Raw genomic sequence first — 14,503 nt, forward strand, 5'->3', positions numbered from 1 at the left:
AGAGGCGCGCGCAAAGGGCCCAGGTACTGGGCCCCACGGCATGGGCTTGACGTTGGACACCCACGCAGTGCGTTAGATCATCTCCTCGCCGCCTTTACCACCCAATACGATTTCACCGGCCTCGGCCATGCGGCGTGCAATAGTAAGGATTTCTTTCTGCGCGGTTTCCACATCGCTGACGCGCACCGGCCCTTTGGAGTCCAAGTCGTCGCGCAGGAGTTCGGAGGCACGCTTGGACATGTTCTTGAAGATCTTTTCCTTGATGCCATCGTCGGCACCCTTGAGCGCCACCACCAATACTTCGGAAGACACTTCGCGCAACAGCGCCTGAATGCCTCGGTCGTCCACGTCCTTGAGGTTGTTGAAGACAAACATGAGGTCTTCGATCTGGCCAGACAGCTCGGCATCGATCTCGCGGATCGAATCCATGAGCTGACCTTCCAGGGAGCTATCGAGGAAGTTCATGATATCGGCTGCGCGCTTAATGCCGCCCAAGGTCGTGCGCGCGGTGGTGGAGTTACCGGCAAACTGTTTCTCAAGAATCGTGTTGAGTTCTTTCAAGGCCGACGGCTGTACGGTGTTAAGCGACGAGACACGCAACACGATATCCAAGCGTACCTTGTGGTCGAAATGGCCCAGCACTTCGCCGGCCTGGTCCGGGTCCAGGTACGCCACCACGATCGCTTGAATCTGCGGGTGCTCGTAGCGAATCACGTCAGCGACTGCACGGGGCTCCATCCACTTGAGGCTGTCCAGGCCGCTAGTGTTACCGCCGAGCAGGATGCGGTCGATCAGGCCGTTGGCTTTGTCTTCGCCCAACGCCTGGGTCAGCATTTTGCGGATGTAACCATCGGAGCCTACGCCCAGGCTGGTCTGGTCGCCCACGCTGGCCACGAACTCAGTCATGACCTCTTCGACCTGTTCGCGGTGCACATTGCGCATTTGCGCCATGGCCACGCCTACACGCTGGACCTCTTTGGGGCCCATGTGGCGTAACACTTGTGCTGCGTCCGTTTCACCCAGGGACAGTAGAAGAATGGCGGCCTTATCGACCTTGGTCAGCTTGGGTACAACAACTTGATTACTACTCATCTGCGTTGATCCATTCTTTCACGACCTGCGCGACACGGCCCGGGTCTTCGGCCACCAAGTTCTTGATTGCGTTTAGCTGGGCGTCATAGCCCTCGGTTGGGCTAGGCAGCATGATGCTTTGCGGCCCACCCAGGCTGACCCGATCATCGGCCAGCTCACCACTCATACCGCTGAAACCACCTGGCCCTGCCATTCCGCCGCCCGGCCCGCCTTCACCATCGACGGCCAACTGCTTGGACTTGCCGCCACCGGTGATGTTGTTAAGCACAGGGCGTAGTACGCCGAACACCAGGAGCAGGATGAAGACGACACCCAGGCCTTGCTTGACCAAGTCCCAGAACCAAGGCTGCTGGTAGAACGAAGGCTCAGGAATGATTTCGCCGCGATCCGGGTTAAAGGGTGCGTTAATCACGGTCACGCTGTCGCCACGGCTGGCATCGAACCCCACGGCATCCTGTACCAGGCGCTGGAAGCGCGCCAAATCTTCAGCGCCCCAGGCGTTATGGGTGATTTCGCCATTGGCTGCGTTCAGCTTAGCCTGGTCGTCTACCACTACAGCCACTGACAGGCGGGTCAAACGCCCTTGCTGCTGGCGGGTATGGCTGATGGAGCGATCCAGCTCAAAATTCTTGGTCGATTGCTGACGCTTGTCAGCCGGGTAAGGCGCGAGCATGGGCTGGCCGGTGGCAGGGTCCATGATCTGCTGACCGTTGGCATCCAACAGTGGCTGCCCTGGCGCAATGGCGCCCGGTGCGCCTGCTGCGGCCCCTGCCCGTGCATTTTGCGGTGCAGTCGCTGGGCTAGGTGGCTGGTTGCTCAGAGCGCCCGGAACACCGCCATTGCTGCTACCGCTGGAACGCTGTTCGGTCACCGACTGCTCACTGCGCAGGGCTGGCTGATCGGGGTTGAACTGCTCGGAGGTGGATTCCACGGCACTGAAGTCCACCATCGCGGAGACCTCGGCCTTGAACCTGTCGCTGCCCAGCACCGGCTGCAAGATGCTCTGCACACGCTGGGTCAGCATGCCTTCCATACGCCGCGTGTAATCGAACTGCTTGCCGGCCATGCTGAGTTCGGAGTTCTCGCCCAAATCAGAGAGCAAGGTGCCCTTCTGGTCTACGACCGTCACACCATTGCGGTCCATTTCCGGCACGCTGGTGGCTACCAGGTTGACGATGGCCATCACCTGACCCGGGTCAAGGGTACGGCCGCCGTACATTTCAACGAGCACCGAGGCGGTAGGCTTGCGCTCGTCACGGACGAACACCGAGCTTTTAGGGATCGCCAGGTGAACACGGGCGCCCTTGACGCCATTAAGGGCCGAAATCGTACGCGCCAGTTCGCCTTCCAGGCCACGGCGATAACGCGCCGCTTCCATGAACTGACTGGTGCCCAAGCCTTGGTCTTTGTCCAGGGACTCATAGCCAACGTTGCCGTCACCCTGTACGACGCCAGCAGAGGCCAGTTTCAGGCGCGCACGGCCGATGTCATCAGCTTTCACCAACAACGCGCCGGAATTGGGTTCCACGGTGTAGGGAATGTCCGAGGCGGTCAGGGTGTCCGTCACCTGTTTGGCGTCCATGCCCTGAAGGCTGGTAAGCAGCGGACGGTAGTCCGGCTGCTGCGACCACAGCACCACAGCAAAGCCAATAGCCACGCTTGCCGCCAAGCCCACCAACAGGCCGACCTGCCGCAAAGCTGGCATTTTCGAGATGTTTTCGAGGAAGGCCATGCCAGGCATGGACTTAGTGCCTACCGCGCCCACTTTGGCCGGTACGTTGTCCGTTGTTGCATCCGCCATGACCTAATCTGCCCTCAAACCGGCATTTGCATAATGTCTTGATAGGCTTGAACCAGCTTGTTACGAACCTGGGTCAGTGCCTGGAAAGACACGCTCGCTTTCTGGGAGGAAATCATCACGTCCGTCAGATCCACGCCGCTCTTGCCAATCTCGAACGCATTCGCCAATTGGTTGGCGGCTTGCTGCGTATCGTTGACCTTGCCTACGGCGTTGCCCAGCAGGTCAGCGAAACTGTTGCCGCCAGTGGCGTTCACGGGGGAAATGGCGGTGGTCTTGGATGAGCCCATGGCTTCCATTTGCATGGAACGCATGTCCATCATCAAGCGATTGAATTCAACACCTTGGCTCATGGGCTGCTCTCCGGGGCCTGCAAATTTTTGACGCTAGATCCGTCAGTTACCTAAGAGGTAGCAAGAGCGATGCCAACGACAAACATCCGAAGTAGATAAGCGAGCAAACGGGCTAATAGCCCTGTGGAACGAGCGCCCTACCTTTTAAAGAGCATAGCTCTCAAGGTTCGAACATTAAGGCTGAAGCGCCGAGCGGCGTGGCCCGCAAGGTGGCCACCGAGGCTTGGAGAGTGGAGAGCGCTTGGGCAAACAATTGAAGTGTAACGCCTGGAAGGCGCCGATGAATAAGGCCGGAGCACAGCGCTGGAGCTAGCGGGCTACAAGGCGTGAAGCCATTCGTTACTACCTCCGCCGTTGCGCTTGATAGCACCACGCTGTATCGCTATCAAGCGGGCTGGAACACCTCACGCCAAGGCGTCGCGTGTTTAACAGAGCGCCTGCATTCCGACGGCCGGTCTGCCCCCCTTTGGAGACGCGCTTTTAGTGTCAGTCGTCCCCGGCTTCGTCACCCTCGCGGCGGCTCATACCGTACTTGCGCATTTTTTCCACCAGGGTAGTGCGGCGAATACGCAAGCGCTCGGCGGCGCGTGCGACGATCCCGTTCGCATCGTCCAACGCCTGCTGGATCAGCCCCTGTTCCAGCCCCCCCAGGTAATCCTTGAGGTCCAGCCCCTCAGGGGGCAGCAACGCATTGGACGTGAAGTCTGGCGCATGGCTGTTGATTGCCACACGCTCTTCCAAGTCACTGCGCAGGCTGTCCACCAGTTGCTCGTCTTCATCGTCGACGTAGCGGAATTTCTTGGGCAGCTCCGCCACGCCTATCACACCATAGGGGTGCATGATCGCCATGCGCTCTACCAAGTTGGCAAGCTCGCGCACATTACCCGGCCAGGCATGGCGGCACAGAGACATGATCGCCGCAGAGTTAAAGCGGATGGAGCCGCGTTTCTCGTGCTCCATCCGTGAGATGAGCTCGTTCATCAGCAGCGGGATGTCTTCGACCCGCTCACGCAGAGGCGCCATCTCAATGGGGAATACATTGAGGCGGTAGTACAGGTCTTCGCGGAAGCTGCCGATCTCGATCATGCTTTCGAGGTTTTTGTGCGTGGCCGCAATGATGCGCACATCAATGCTCTGGGTTTTGTTACTGCCCACGCGCTCGAAGGTACGCTCCTGTAACACGCGCAGCAGCTTTACCTGCATGGGCAGCGGCATGTCGCCGATTTCATCCAGGAACAGCGTGCCACCGTTGGCCAGCTCAAAACGCCCGGCACGGCTGGTGATGGCCCCCGTGAACGCGCCCTTCTCGTGGCCGAACAGTTCACTTTCCAGCAGCTCTGCGGGTATCGCCCCGCAGTTGACGGGCACGAAGGGCGCGTCTCGGCGCTTTGAGTGGTAGTGCAGGTTACGCGCGACCACCTCCTTGCCTGTACCCGATTCGCCCAGAATCAGCACGCTGGCGTCGGTGTCGGCAACCTGCTGCATCATCTGACGCACGTGTTGAATGGCGCGGCTGGTGCCTACCAGACTACGGAACAGATTGGGCTCGCGATGACGGCCGCGGTCGCGAGCCTGGTCGTACATCTCCCGGTACACCTGGGCCCGATGCAAGGAATCAAGGAGCTTGCTGTAGCTGGGGGGCATCTCCAGGGTGGACAACACGCGCCTGCGCTGGTCCTCGGGCAATTCCACCTGAGTGGTATCGCCCAGCAGCAGGACAGGCAGGAATTCATCCCAGCCCGCGATGGTCTTGACCAAACCAGACAGGCTGGCGGGGGCGTTCAAGGTACCGACCAACACGCAGAGTACTTCTCGCGTAGAGGCCAGGCCTTCAACTACCCGTTGCCAGTCCCCACTCCCGCAGGGGAGGTTGTCCTCACCCAGGAAACTGAGGATTACCGCCATGTCACGCCGGCGAACGCTATCGTCATCGATCAGCAGAATTTTCGTTTCACGCCACATGCAATAGCAACTTCCCTAGTCAACCCAATGCCCGCTAGGGCGATTTGCCACCTCACGGCTCTAGACCTTGAGACGCCGGAACCTGATAAACAGGCACTAGTAAAGTCAAAATTTCCGGCACAGTCAAATTTATGGCGCACCGGAAGCATTTAGCCCCTTCTCCGGCCCTCCTGCAAAGCGGTTTTCACAGGGTGCTCAGGTGAAGAGATGATAGACCTTGCTAGCGCTCTGACCTTGACGCACCAGCTTGAGTTCGTCCACTACTGCTTGCCGCTCACCACGGCTGGCATCCACCAACTGGCGATACAGGGCTAGCAGTGACTCAAGGTTTTGCCGCAACACCACTGGGTCCAGCACAGTTCCGTCAAAGAGCCCATCCAGGCAGGCCCGGCACTGCCGGTCCAGTTGGCCAATGGCAGTCCAATCCTTCACAGCCAGCGCCTCGCTCAGCGCGGCCCGTGTGTACTCGATACGTTCAAGAGCGCTCATGGTGGGAGCCTCGCGATTAGTCCTGAGCGACATGGCCGATTGCATCCCAACCAGATTTGACGGTAATCATCAGGCGAGCCACTTCGTCGACGATGTTCGGATCGTTTTTGCGGTTGGCTTCGATCAGCTGTTTCATCATGTAGGCGTACAACTGGTCGAGCTTGGCGATGCCTTTCTTGTCCTCGGTTTTTTCCGGGTCCAGGCCTTCACGCAAGCCGCCAATGATCTCGATTGCCTTACCCAGCAACATCCCTTTCTCAGCGAGCTGGTTGCGGGCCATGGCGCCCTTGGCCTGGGCCAGCCGGTCAAGGGTGCCTTGCATCAGCATCTGCACTAATTGGTGCGGGGTGGCCTCAGACGCCTGGGCGTGAGAGTTGACTTTCTGGTATTGGCGAAGCGCCTTCATCGGATGCATTGCGGTTGGCCTCAGGGGTGAGCGGAGTCTATGGAACCGGCGGTTCTCTTGTTTAAGTTATCGACCTGGAGCGCTTGAACTTTAACGGGCGCAGAAATGAAAAAGCCCGATGATCCGCGAAGATCACCGGGCAATGGCTTTAACTGGCCAGATCAGTCGTCAGACTTATTCATAGCTTCTAACGTTGCCAGCACGCTGCTGCTGGTGGAGTTGAGCTGAGCCACCAACGTATCCATGGCTGTGTATTTGGCGGTAAGAATGGTCTTGAGCGTCTCGGTGCGGCGGTCCAGTGCGTCTTGCTGATCATCCAGATCACTCAACTTTTCATTGAGTGATTTCTGCCGGGTTTCCAATACGCCGCCAGTTTGCGTATAGCCATCCAGGACGTTGTTCATCTTGGTAATCAGGCCATTGTCCCCAGTAAACAGGCTGGCCACGTTGCCGTACTGGGTTTTCATGGCGGTGTTCCACTTGGTGTCGTCCAGCGACAGCAAGCCGGTGGACGAGTTAGTCCCCACACCCAGCTGAGACAGCACGCTCAACGAACCACTGCTGGTACTGACGCTGGTAAGCACATCGTGCACCTGCGAGACCAGCTTACGCACCATGGCATCCCCGGTAAGCGCGCCCGCCGTGGTGGTCGCCGAACTGCTGGTGCTGGAGGTCGCCCCAGTGGAGGTCACCTTTGTCTGGTTGTTCACCACGGTCATCATGGTGTTGTAGGCATCCACGAACGTCTGCACCGACTTCTTCAACGTATCGGTATCAGATGCCACGGTAATGGTCGAGGTGCCTGTTCCAGTCAACGTCAGGCTTAATCCGCTAACCGCTGAGCTGATCGAGTTGCTGCTGCTGGTCATCGACAAGCCGTCGATGGTGTAGGCCGCATCTACCGGGCGGTCGGTAATGTAGCCGGCGCTGGTAGTGTCGGTGGCATCCAGCTTGCTGGTGCCATCGATGGTCAACTCGGAGATGCCGCTCATGGAAATATCAGAGCCGGCGCCGGTGGTAGTGGAGCTCATCACCAAACGCGAACCGGTCGAGTCGGTGACGATGTTGGCGCTGATGCCGCTGGACGCCAGTGACGAGTTGATCGCATCACGCACCGTGCTCAAGGTCGCCCCAGAGCCTACGGTCACCGAATAGCTCTTGCCACCTTGCGTAATGGCCAAGGTGCCTGAGCTGATAGCGCTGGAGGTGCCACTGGTGAACAACTGGCTCGCCACTTTCGAAGCGGTGGCCACTTTGGAGACGTTCAGCGTATAGCTGCCTGGCGAAGCGGTGTTATCCGACGTGGTCTTGACCACGCTTTCCAATGAGGAAGACGCCGTCAAGCCCATGAAGGTATTGGTGTTGTTCAGCGCTTTAGAGGCGGTCTGGAAAGCCTCCAGTGCGCTTTTAAGGCTGCCGATACCCGATAACGTGGTGTTCGTAGCGGTTTCAGTACGGGTGATCTGTGTTTGCTTGGGGGCGCTTGAAGCGTTGACCAGCGCGGTGACGATCGACGAGGTGTCGATGCCCGAGCCCACGCCGCTTACGGTAATCCCGCCGGCCGAACTGACCGATGTGGTGGATGTAGTCATGGTTATCAATCCTCTCCTGGAGGTCAGGCGCCGAGAATCCGGCGCGCTGCCTTCTTCACCAGAACTCTACAAGTTCCATGCCCAACTCAGACTTGTTCGTTGAACAACAAGCTGTGCGGGTCTTTCAGGCGCTGTGCCATCTTCAGGGCTTCTTCAGAAGGCAGTTGCCGAATGACCTCGCCGCTTTGTGTCGCAACGATCTTCACCACGACGTCACCGGTGGTTTCGTCAATGGAGAAGTTGAGATTGCGCTGGTTGGAATCAACGAACGCCTGAATGTCCTTTACAGCCTTTTCAACCTCGTCACGCTCAACCTTGCCGGTCGGTGCTACCACGCTGTCACTCTTGCTGTCCGTGACAGGCGCGGCGGAATGACTGGAGGTGGCCGTGGCCATAGGTTTACCGACTTCAAGCGCCTTTACCGCATTGACACTCATGTCCATAACCGTCACCTCAGGGTGAAAACAACGAAAGGGCACGCATCGCGCACCCCTTCGTCATTGACCGTTACCGATATTACTGAAGGAGCTTCAGAACAGCGGATGGGATCTGGTTGGCCTGAGACAGGATCGCGGTGGAAGCCTGTTGCAGGGTTTGTTGCTTGGTCAGCTCAGCCGTTTCAGAAGCGAAGTCAACGTCCTGGATGGTGGAGCGCGAAGCGGTAGCGTTCTGGATGATGTTGGCGATGTTGCTAACAGTGCTGGCCAGACGGTTTTGCTTAGCACCCAGGTCGGCACGGGTGGTGTTCACTTTGCCCAAAGCGGCGTCGATCGCGGTGATGGCCGAGTCGATTGCAGTGTGAGCAGCGCTGACGCTGGCGCCAGTGATGGTCGAAGAACCCAAGCCAAGGCCGGAGGCCGAAGCGTTCAGGTTGATGCCCAGGTCGATATGCTGGTCGTCACCGGTCAGTGCGCCAACCTGGAACTGCAGGCCAGAAGCAGAACCGTCAAGCAACTTCATGCCGGTACCGAAGGTGGTCGACGTAGAGATACGGGTCAGTTCAGCGCTCATCTGGGTGAATTCAGATTGCAGAGCGGTACGGTCATCGCTGCTGTTGGAGTCGTTGCGGGACTGAACAGCCAGTTCACGCATACGCTGCAAGATGCTGGTGGTTTCTTGCAGAGCGCCTTCAGCGGTCTGAGCGATCGAGGTAGCGTCGTTGGCGTTCTTGGTGGCTACCGTCAGGCCCTTGATCTGGGTGGTCAGACGGGTAGCGATCTGCAGGCCAGCGGCGTCATCTTTAGCGCTGTTGATTTTCAAGCCCGAGGACAAACGAGTCATCGAGGTAGCGGTAGCGCTGGAAGCCTTGTTCAGGTTGTTTTGAACAGTCAGCGAAGCGATGTTGGTGTTAACGGTCAACGACATGACGAATTCCTCGGGGGAGTGTGTGTGCTTAGGGTCATCCGGCTCTTTCTGAGCCGGTATGGCCTAGAGAACCTTCGTAATAGTTATCGTCGTGTTGGCTGCTTGCTTGAGGGCGATTTCGAATTTTTTTTCTTCTTTGCTTTTTTACCATCAGTTTCAATGGTTTACGGCGTTAAGGCCGTGAGCATCGAGAAACAAAAGTGTGACTCTCTTGGCATTTAGGCAGTGGTCAGTACTTATGACCGTTGTTTGCCTACTTGCCCGAGGGGTCACTCGACGGGGGCGTATTACTACGTACCCGCCCGATAAGCGCTACCAACTCGTACAAAGACTTCATCGGCCATTGCGCATCAAATCTGAAGGGGGGTACACAAGAAAAAGTAGCGGTGGGTAAAGCGCGGGGTAAACGACGTGGTAGCAGGTGTGGCAGTTGGCGCCAGGAGGCGCCCCTGGCCGCCCTCAACGCGGCGCCCAGGGGTAGCAGCAAACAGGTTATTCGCGGTAGAGGATCGCCGAGCCCCACGACAGCCCAACACCGAAGCCGCTGATCGCTACGCGCGTCCAGGCAGCGTCGAACAGGTGCTTCTCTAACAGCAGGGGAATACTGGACGAGACGGTGTTACCTGTCTCGACCATGTCTTTGACGAACTTCTCTGGCTGGTCTTCCTCGAAGCGCCGCGCCACCGCATCGACAATGGCAGCGCTGCCCTGATGGATGCAGTAGGCGTCGATGTCTGCCGAGCTGAGCCCAGAGAGGGCCAGCAGCTCATGCAGGTGCGTCGGCACCTTGACCAGTGCAAAGTTGAACACCTGACGCCCGTTCATGAAGAAGGTGCCGTCTTCCACCTTGAGGTGAGGTGCGCCGGAGCCATCGGTGCCAAACAACGATTTACCCAGCTGCCAAGTCGCGCCCTCCCCCATCCAGGTGACCGTGGCGGCATCACCGAACAGCATGGTGGTGTTGCGGTCTTCTGGGTCAACGATCTTGGAGTAAGGGTCGGCGGTAATGAGCAACCCGTTCTTCAGGCCCGCCGCTTCCATGAAGCCTTTGAGGGCGTAGATGCCATACACGTAGCCGGAACAGCCCAACGAGATATCGAACGCGGCGATGCCGGTGGGCAGCCCGAGTTTGTCCTGCACGATAGCAGCGGTATGCGGCAGGCCTTCGGCGTCGCCATTTTGGGTGACCACAATCAGGGCATCGATAGCATCGCGCTTTAATGCCGGGTTATTGGCGAACAGGGCATTGACGGCCTCTACGCACAGGTCCGACGTTTCTTGCTCCGGCCCTTTGCGCGGTAAAAAGGCCGAACCGATCTTGCCAAGGATGAAGTCTTCACCCTTGCCGAATTTCGCACCTTGGGCGTAGTTGTCCAGGCCCTGAGCCGGTACGTAACTCGCTATGCTCTTGATGCCAATCATGCTGGCTTCCCAAAAAAGAAGGCTGGAAAAACGCGCTGTCATTCACATGACGCGCTGACGAAACCCCTGGGCTGGCGTGATAGACAGCGGGCTGCGGGCAGCCAGCGCCTTTGATGCCCCAGGATACAATAGTGTGGAGATGCGCAAAACGGTCGTGAGGTCACGCCTGGGGCGGGAATTTGTGCGTTAAGCCTTTTATGAAACCTCATTATAAAATTTGACGCCAAGGGAACCGATCGCCGCCTGAAACCATTCAGGTAGTGCACTTCACACCAAGGCGTTTTTCTTATGACCACACTCCACTCGGGTTTCCTGCCCTTACTACCGTTGTCGGTGGACGCTACGCAATCCGCTCACCCAACCGCTACGCAAACACCCCCTGCCATTGGGCGCTCAACGCCGACGCAAGCCGCTACGCCCGTAGAGGGGGCAGGCCGTACGGGGGGTGAGCTCGGGGCGGTACACCGCCTTGAGGTCAAACTTGAATCGCTGTTCACGCCGCATATCACGGGCGATAACCGCGAGGCGTTCGAGGCGCTGATAAAAAACCGCGCCACGCGGCTCCATGAAATGAACGAAACGCCTGAGAGCATCGAGGCCCAGCTCACCAAAGCCGCGCGGATGGATCGCCAGGCCCAGGATGCAGTGGGGTTTGCCCGCTCGGTACCCTTTGGTTTGGCCTCGGCAGCTGTTTCATTCATTCCGGCAGTGACGGGTAACGGCAGCATTACCAGCCCCGTGGCACTGGCCGCTATTGAAGGGCTGGTCAGCAGTGCTGCGGACACCATAGGGTGCGCGCTGATCAAACGGGCCACCAGCGACACCCTGTGGCTTGCCGCCGAAGAGGACAAGTTGGAGCCGCCGATGAAAGCAGCCGCCGAGGCGGTGAAGCCCAACCTTACCGCCCAGTCGACTGAGGCGAGCTTGGCGTATGGGGCCGCCTTCACGGGGCGAAACGGCGTTATGCTAGCAGCGGAACCTACTGGGGTTTTGCTCATGGGCGCGCAGAGGGCCGCCAAGATGAGGGGCGTTCTCGCCGCTGCGGGCTCTCCCCTTGCGGGTATGGGTGCTGCGGATATACAGCACCAAATCAATAGGAAAAAACACCGCGTAGGCCCCGAGTACCTCTTCGGGCGGGCGGACTGGGAACAGCAGTACACCGCCCTTAAAGTCTACGGTAAAGCCAGCCAGGCAGCCGGCTTGGCCCGCCGTGTGGCTCACCTGCCGATGGACGTAGCACGCGATGGCAGCAAGGCAGTGCAGGCGCTGGTAACCCCTACCGGGCTGGTCAGCGGTCTGGGCGCTCTAGCAGGCGGGATTACCGCTATCGGGGTAGCCACGAGCAAAGCAACGGCAGCCGCCGCTGAAGCACACTTTCCCCCTGCTGCAGTGGCCGCGGTGGGGAGGGCCACGGTGGCCGCGACCATGGCCCCGGTGATCGGCGCCTGGGTGACAAGCGCCATTACCACCCAACCTCTGACCGACCAGTTCTTTGACGCCGTAGACCGTCATACCCACCAACCTGATCACCTGGACGCCCAACAGGGCGCCATACCCCTGCCAGACCTGCCTCACCCACCTGAGCCGGAGGCCGATACAGCTGAGGCCACCGCATCGGCTCGGCCAAGCCTCAACGCTGCGGAACGCATGGTCTAGCCGCAGGCCCGTTGTGTGCGTTTTAGCTACGCACACGATGGGCCATCAAGCCGCCGGCGTATGCTCCGGCGGCCTCTCCAGGCCTTGAAGCTCCTGGCGTATCAGGGTCGAGGAGATTTTTTCGGTGCGCGGGAGGTACACCACGTCGCACTCCGGTTTGAGAAAGTCGAACTTCCCTTCCCAGTCGTCGCCCATCACGAACACATCCACGTTATAGCGGCGTACATCGGCTTGCTTTTGGTCCCAGTTCCCCTCAGCGAACACCAGGTCCACATACCGCACGGCTTCGAGCACGATCCGTCGGTTGTCAAAGTCAAGCAGGGCGCTTTTATGCTTGAGCGCATTGAATTCGTCGGTGGACAGCCCGACGATCAGGCGGTCCCCCAAGGCTTTGGCGCGCGCCAACAAGCGGATATGGCCTGCGTGCAACACATCGAAGGTGCCGTAAGTGAGCACGGTCTTCATGAGCGCGCCTCCGCCAGCAGGCGGTCGACCAGGCGCTCGGTGTTACGGTCGTCGTGATACTCGAAAAACATCCGGCGCTTGTGGGCGTACACCAGCGGGTGCTCGGTCGCCTCGCCTGCCAGGGTGGCGTCCAGGGCCGCGAGCAAGGCCGGCGCATCCTCACACACCGGCCCTGGGAACACGTCTTCGAGGTTATAGAACAGGCCACGTTCCTGGCCGGCGTAACGGGCGCGGTCGTAGGCAAAGCTGATCTGCGGGCGGCCGGTGAGCATAAAGTCGATGAAGCAGCTGGAATAGTCGGTAATCAGCGCGTCAGCCTGGCGGTACAGCACCTCGATCTCAGCGAAAGCCTCCCGGTCCAGGCTGATAAAAGGCCCAGCGCTGGCCATAAGCGCCGCCGTAAAACTGTGGGCGCGGTCGGCCATGTGTTCGCGAATGCCCAGCAGCGCGTTATGCCGTTCAAGGCACGCGGCCAGTGCATCGCGCTCGCTGGCACTGAAACGGTAATAGGCTGCAGCCTGGCCGTTACGGAAGGTAGGCGCGAACAGCACCAGCCGGCGACCCTGCAACGTGTCACGCAACCGGCCGAGCTGCTCGGCGAAGTCGTCGGGCAAGCGCTGCTCGTCACACACCACCACATCGTTGCGCGGCAACCCGGTAACCCAGATGCGGTCCAGCGGCAATGGGTGGAAGGCGGCCGCCATGGCGAGCTGGTCCATCTTCGACGAGCAGATCACCGCGTGATGGCGTGCGTGCTCACGCATCAGGTTGTCCAAATGCGGGGCGTTGTCCAGCGACGTGACGCCGATGCGCTTGAGCGGAATGCCGTGCCACAGGTTGATAAAGCGGTGCTTGACCGGGTCCAGCGGATAAGGCGCGTTCACGGCCGCCGAGTGTTTAGCGAAAATATAACCCGCAGCGATCAACGCCTCCTGCCCTTCCCGGCTACCCAGCGGCACCACCGTCAGGTTTTCGCCCTCCAGCTCGAAGGCCTTGCCTCGGGTCAGCACGACCTTGCGGATGTCCGTACGGTACCGCACGGCCTCGAACACTGCGCGGTCATTGCCGGTCAGCAGGTGGTCGAACGCGCACACCGGAAACGCCCACAGTGCGTCGTCCGTGGGGCTTGCCCGGTCCTGCGCAATGAATTGGTCGGGGGTTAGCAACGGCCGGGGCGTGGTGGCCGCCGCCTTGCTTTTACGCACGGCCTGGACCACGTAGTGGGTGGCCTTGGCATCGGCCATGGCCATCTCTACGTTCAATTCGGCGGCGTTGGCAATCTGGCCAATGAGCGGCAGGAAGGTGGCGCTCAACGGGTTCTCCGGGATCACCGGCACCCCTTGGGCGACCGCGTAACCGGTTTGATCGAGCAGCTCGAACAAGGTCTCGCGCGTAAACCAGCGCAGGCGGGACCGGTGCAACAGGCCCTCCTCTTGATAACTGAAGGCGCCAGCGGCCAGCTTCACCTGCAATGACCAGTGCTGCGCGTTGGGCATGCACAGCACCACGCTTGCGTGCTCGGGGAGGTGCTTTTCAATAGCACGCAGCAATGCCCAAGGGTCGGCAGCCTGCGACAGGGATTCACCCAACACCCAGCACTGCTTAGCGTTGTGCTCCAGGAAAAACAAGCCGCTGAGCTCGTTTAAATCCATCAGCTCCACCTGGTCGCACATCGCCATGGCCTGGCCGTACACCGCCTGGTCATTGGTAACGCAGGTGTAGTGCACCTGGGGCCGAGCCCGTTTAATGGCGCTGGCCAGGGCTGTATCGCCCATGGTGAGCTCGATGATGGACGTGACCCCCTCGGGAATCGCTTGCAGGCAATGAGCGGTCAGTTCTTCCGAGAGCGGCTGAGGGTACATAAGGTTACCTGATAGAAGTCATCGAACAAGGTCAGTGCAGC

The 14,503-nt window shown here is 59.5% G+C and carries 13 protein-coding genes; 1 reads left to right on the top strand and 12 read right to left on the bottom strand.

The features are described from left to right. Window positions 1–72 precede the first annotated feature (72 nt). The 10 genes from fliG to AC4LE2_RS13495 form a co-directional block, all read right to left on the bottom strand. Window positions 73–1,092, bottom strand: coding sequence for a flagellar motor switch protein FliG (gene fliG, locus AC4LE2_RS13450; RefSeq protein ID WP_491826241.1), 1,020 nt, complete (start codon window positions 1,090–1,092; stop codon window positions 73–75). After that, complete coding sequence (gene fliF, locus AC4LE2_RS13455) at window positions 1,085–2,893, bottom strand: flagellar basal-body MS-ring/collar protein FliF (protein WP_491826242.1); 1,809 nt, start codon at window positions 2,891–2,893, stop codon at window positions 1,085–1,087. The genes fliG and fliF overlap by 8 nt, the downstream gene beginning before the upstream one ends. 14 nt (window positions 2,894–2,907) lie before the next feature. Then, window positions 2,908–3,243, bottom strand: coding sequence for a flagellar hook-basal body complex protein FliE (gene fliE / locus AC4LE2_RS13460; protein ID WP_491826243.1), 336 nt, complete (start codon window positions 3,241–3,243; stop codon window positions 2,908–2,910). Between the two features lie 486 nt (window positions 3,244–3,729). Then, window positions 3,730–5,205: a sigma-54 dependent transcriptional regulator gene (locus AC4LE2_RS13465; protein WP_491826244.1), complete on the bottom strand. Its 1,476-nt coding sequence runs from the start codon at window positions 5,203–5,205 to the stop codon at window positions 3,730–3,732. A 195-nt stretch (window positions 5,206–5,400) separates the two neighbouring features. Next, entirely contained in the window at window positions 5,401–5,694 is a 294-nt protein-coding gene (locus AC4LE2_RS13470) for a flagellar protein FliT (protein WP_491826245.1), read from the bottom strand. A gap of 16 nt (window positions 5,695–5,710) precedes the next feature. Beyond that, the gene (fliS, locus tag AC4LE2_RS13475) at window positions 5,711–6,109 is read right to left on the bottom strand and encodes a flagellar export chaperone FliS (protein WP_491826246.1); all 399 of its coding nucleotides are present in this window, start codon (window positions 6,107–6,109) and stop codon (window positions 5,711–5,713) included. A 152-nt stretch (window positions 6,110–6,261) separates the two neighbouring features. Next, window positions 6,262–7,692 carry a flagellar filament capping protein FliD gene (fliD, locus tag AC4LE2_RS13480; protein ID WP_491826247.1) on the bottom strand — a complete coding sequence of 477 codons (1,431 nt, stop codon included), beginning with the start codon at window positions 7,690–7,692 and terminating at the stop codon, window positions 6,262–6,264. Between the two features lie 86 nt (window positions 7,693–7,778). Further along, complete coding sequence (locus AC4LE2_RS13485; RefSeq protein WP_491826248.1) at window positions 7,779–8,135, bottom strand: flagellar protein FlaG; 357 nt, start codon at window positions 8,133–8,135, stop codon at window positions 7,779–7,781. Window positions 8,136–8,208: 73 nt separating this feature from the next. Beyond that, a complete protein-coding gene (locus AC4LE2_RS13490; protein WP_491826249.1) occupies window positions 8,209–9,057 on the bottom strand; it encodes a flagellin domain-containing protein in 849 nt (282 codons plus the stop codon). Window positions 9,058–9,549: 492 nt separating this feature from the next. Continuing rightward, window positions 9,550–10,479, bottom strand: coding sequence for a ketoacyl-ACP synthase III (locus AC4LE2_RS13495; RefSeq protein WP_491826250.1), 930 nt, complete (start codon window positions 10,477–10,479; stop codon window positions 9,550–9,552). Window positions 10,480–10,767: 288 nt separating this feature from the next. Between AC4LE2_RS13495 and AC4LE2_RS13500 the strand changes: the two genes are divergently transcribed. Further along, window positions 10,768–12,135 (top strand): type III effector protein RopAA, encoded by a 1,368-nt coding sequence (locus tag AC4LE2_RS13500; RefSeq protein ID WP_491826251.1) that lies wholly within the window; start codon window positions 10,768–10,770, stop codon window positions 12,133–12,135. Window positions 12,136–12,180: 45 nt separating this feature from the next. On the opposite strand, the gene tagD is transcribed toward AC4LE2_RS13500, so the two are convergent. Beyond that, a complete protein-coding gene (gene tagD, locus AC4LE2_RS13505; RefSeq protein WP_491826252.1) occupies window positions 12,181–12,600 on the bottom strand; it encodes a glycerol-3-phosphate cytidylyltransferase in 420 nt (139 codons plus the stop codon). After that, the gene (locus tag AC4LE2_RS13510) at window positions 12,597–14,462 is read right to left on the bottom strand and encodes a CDP-glycerol glycerophosphotransferase family protein (protein ID WP_491826253.1); all 1,866 of its coding nucleotides are present in this window, start codon (window positions 14,460–14,462) and stop codon (window positions 12,597–12,599) included. Before AC4LE2_RS13510 ends, tagD begins: the two co-directional genes overlap by 4 nt. Window positions 14,463–14,503 lie beyond the last annotated feature (41 nt).

It is taken from the genome of Pseudomonas sp. 9.3L (assembly GCF_058536285.1).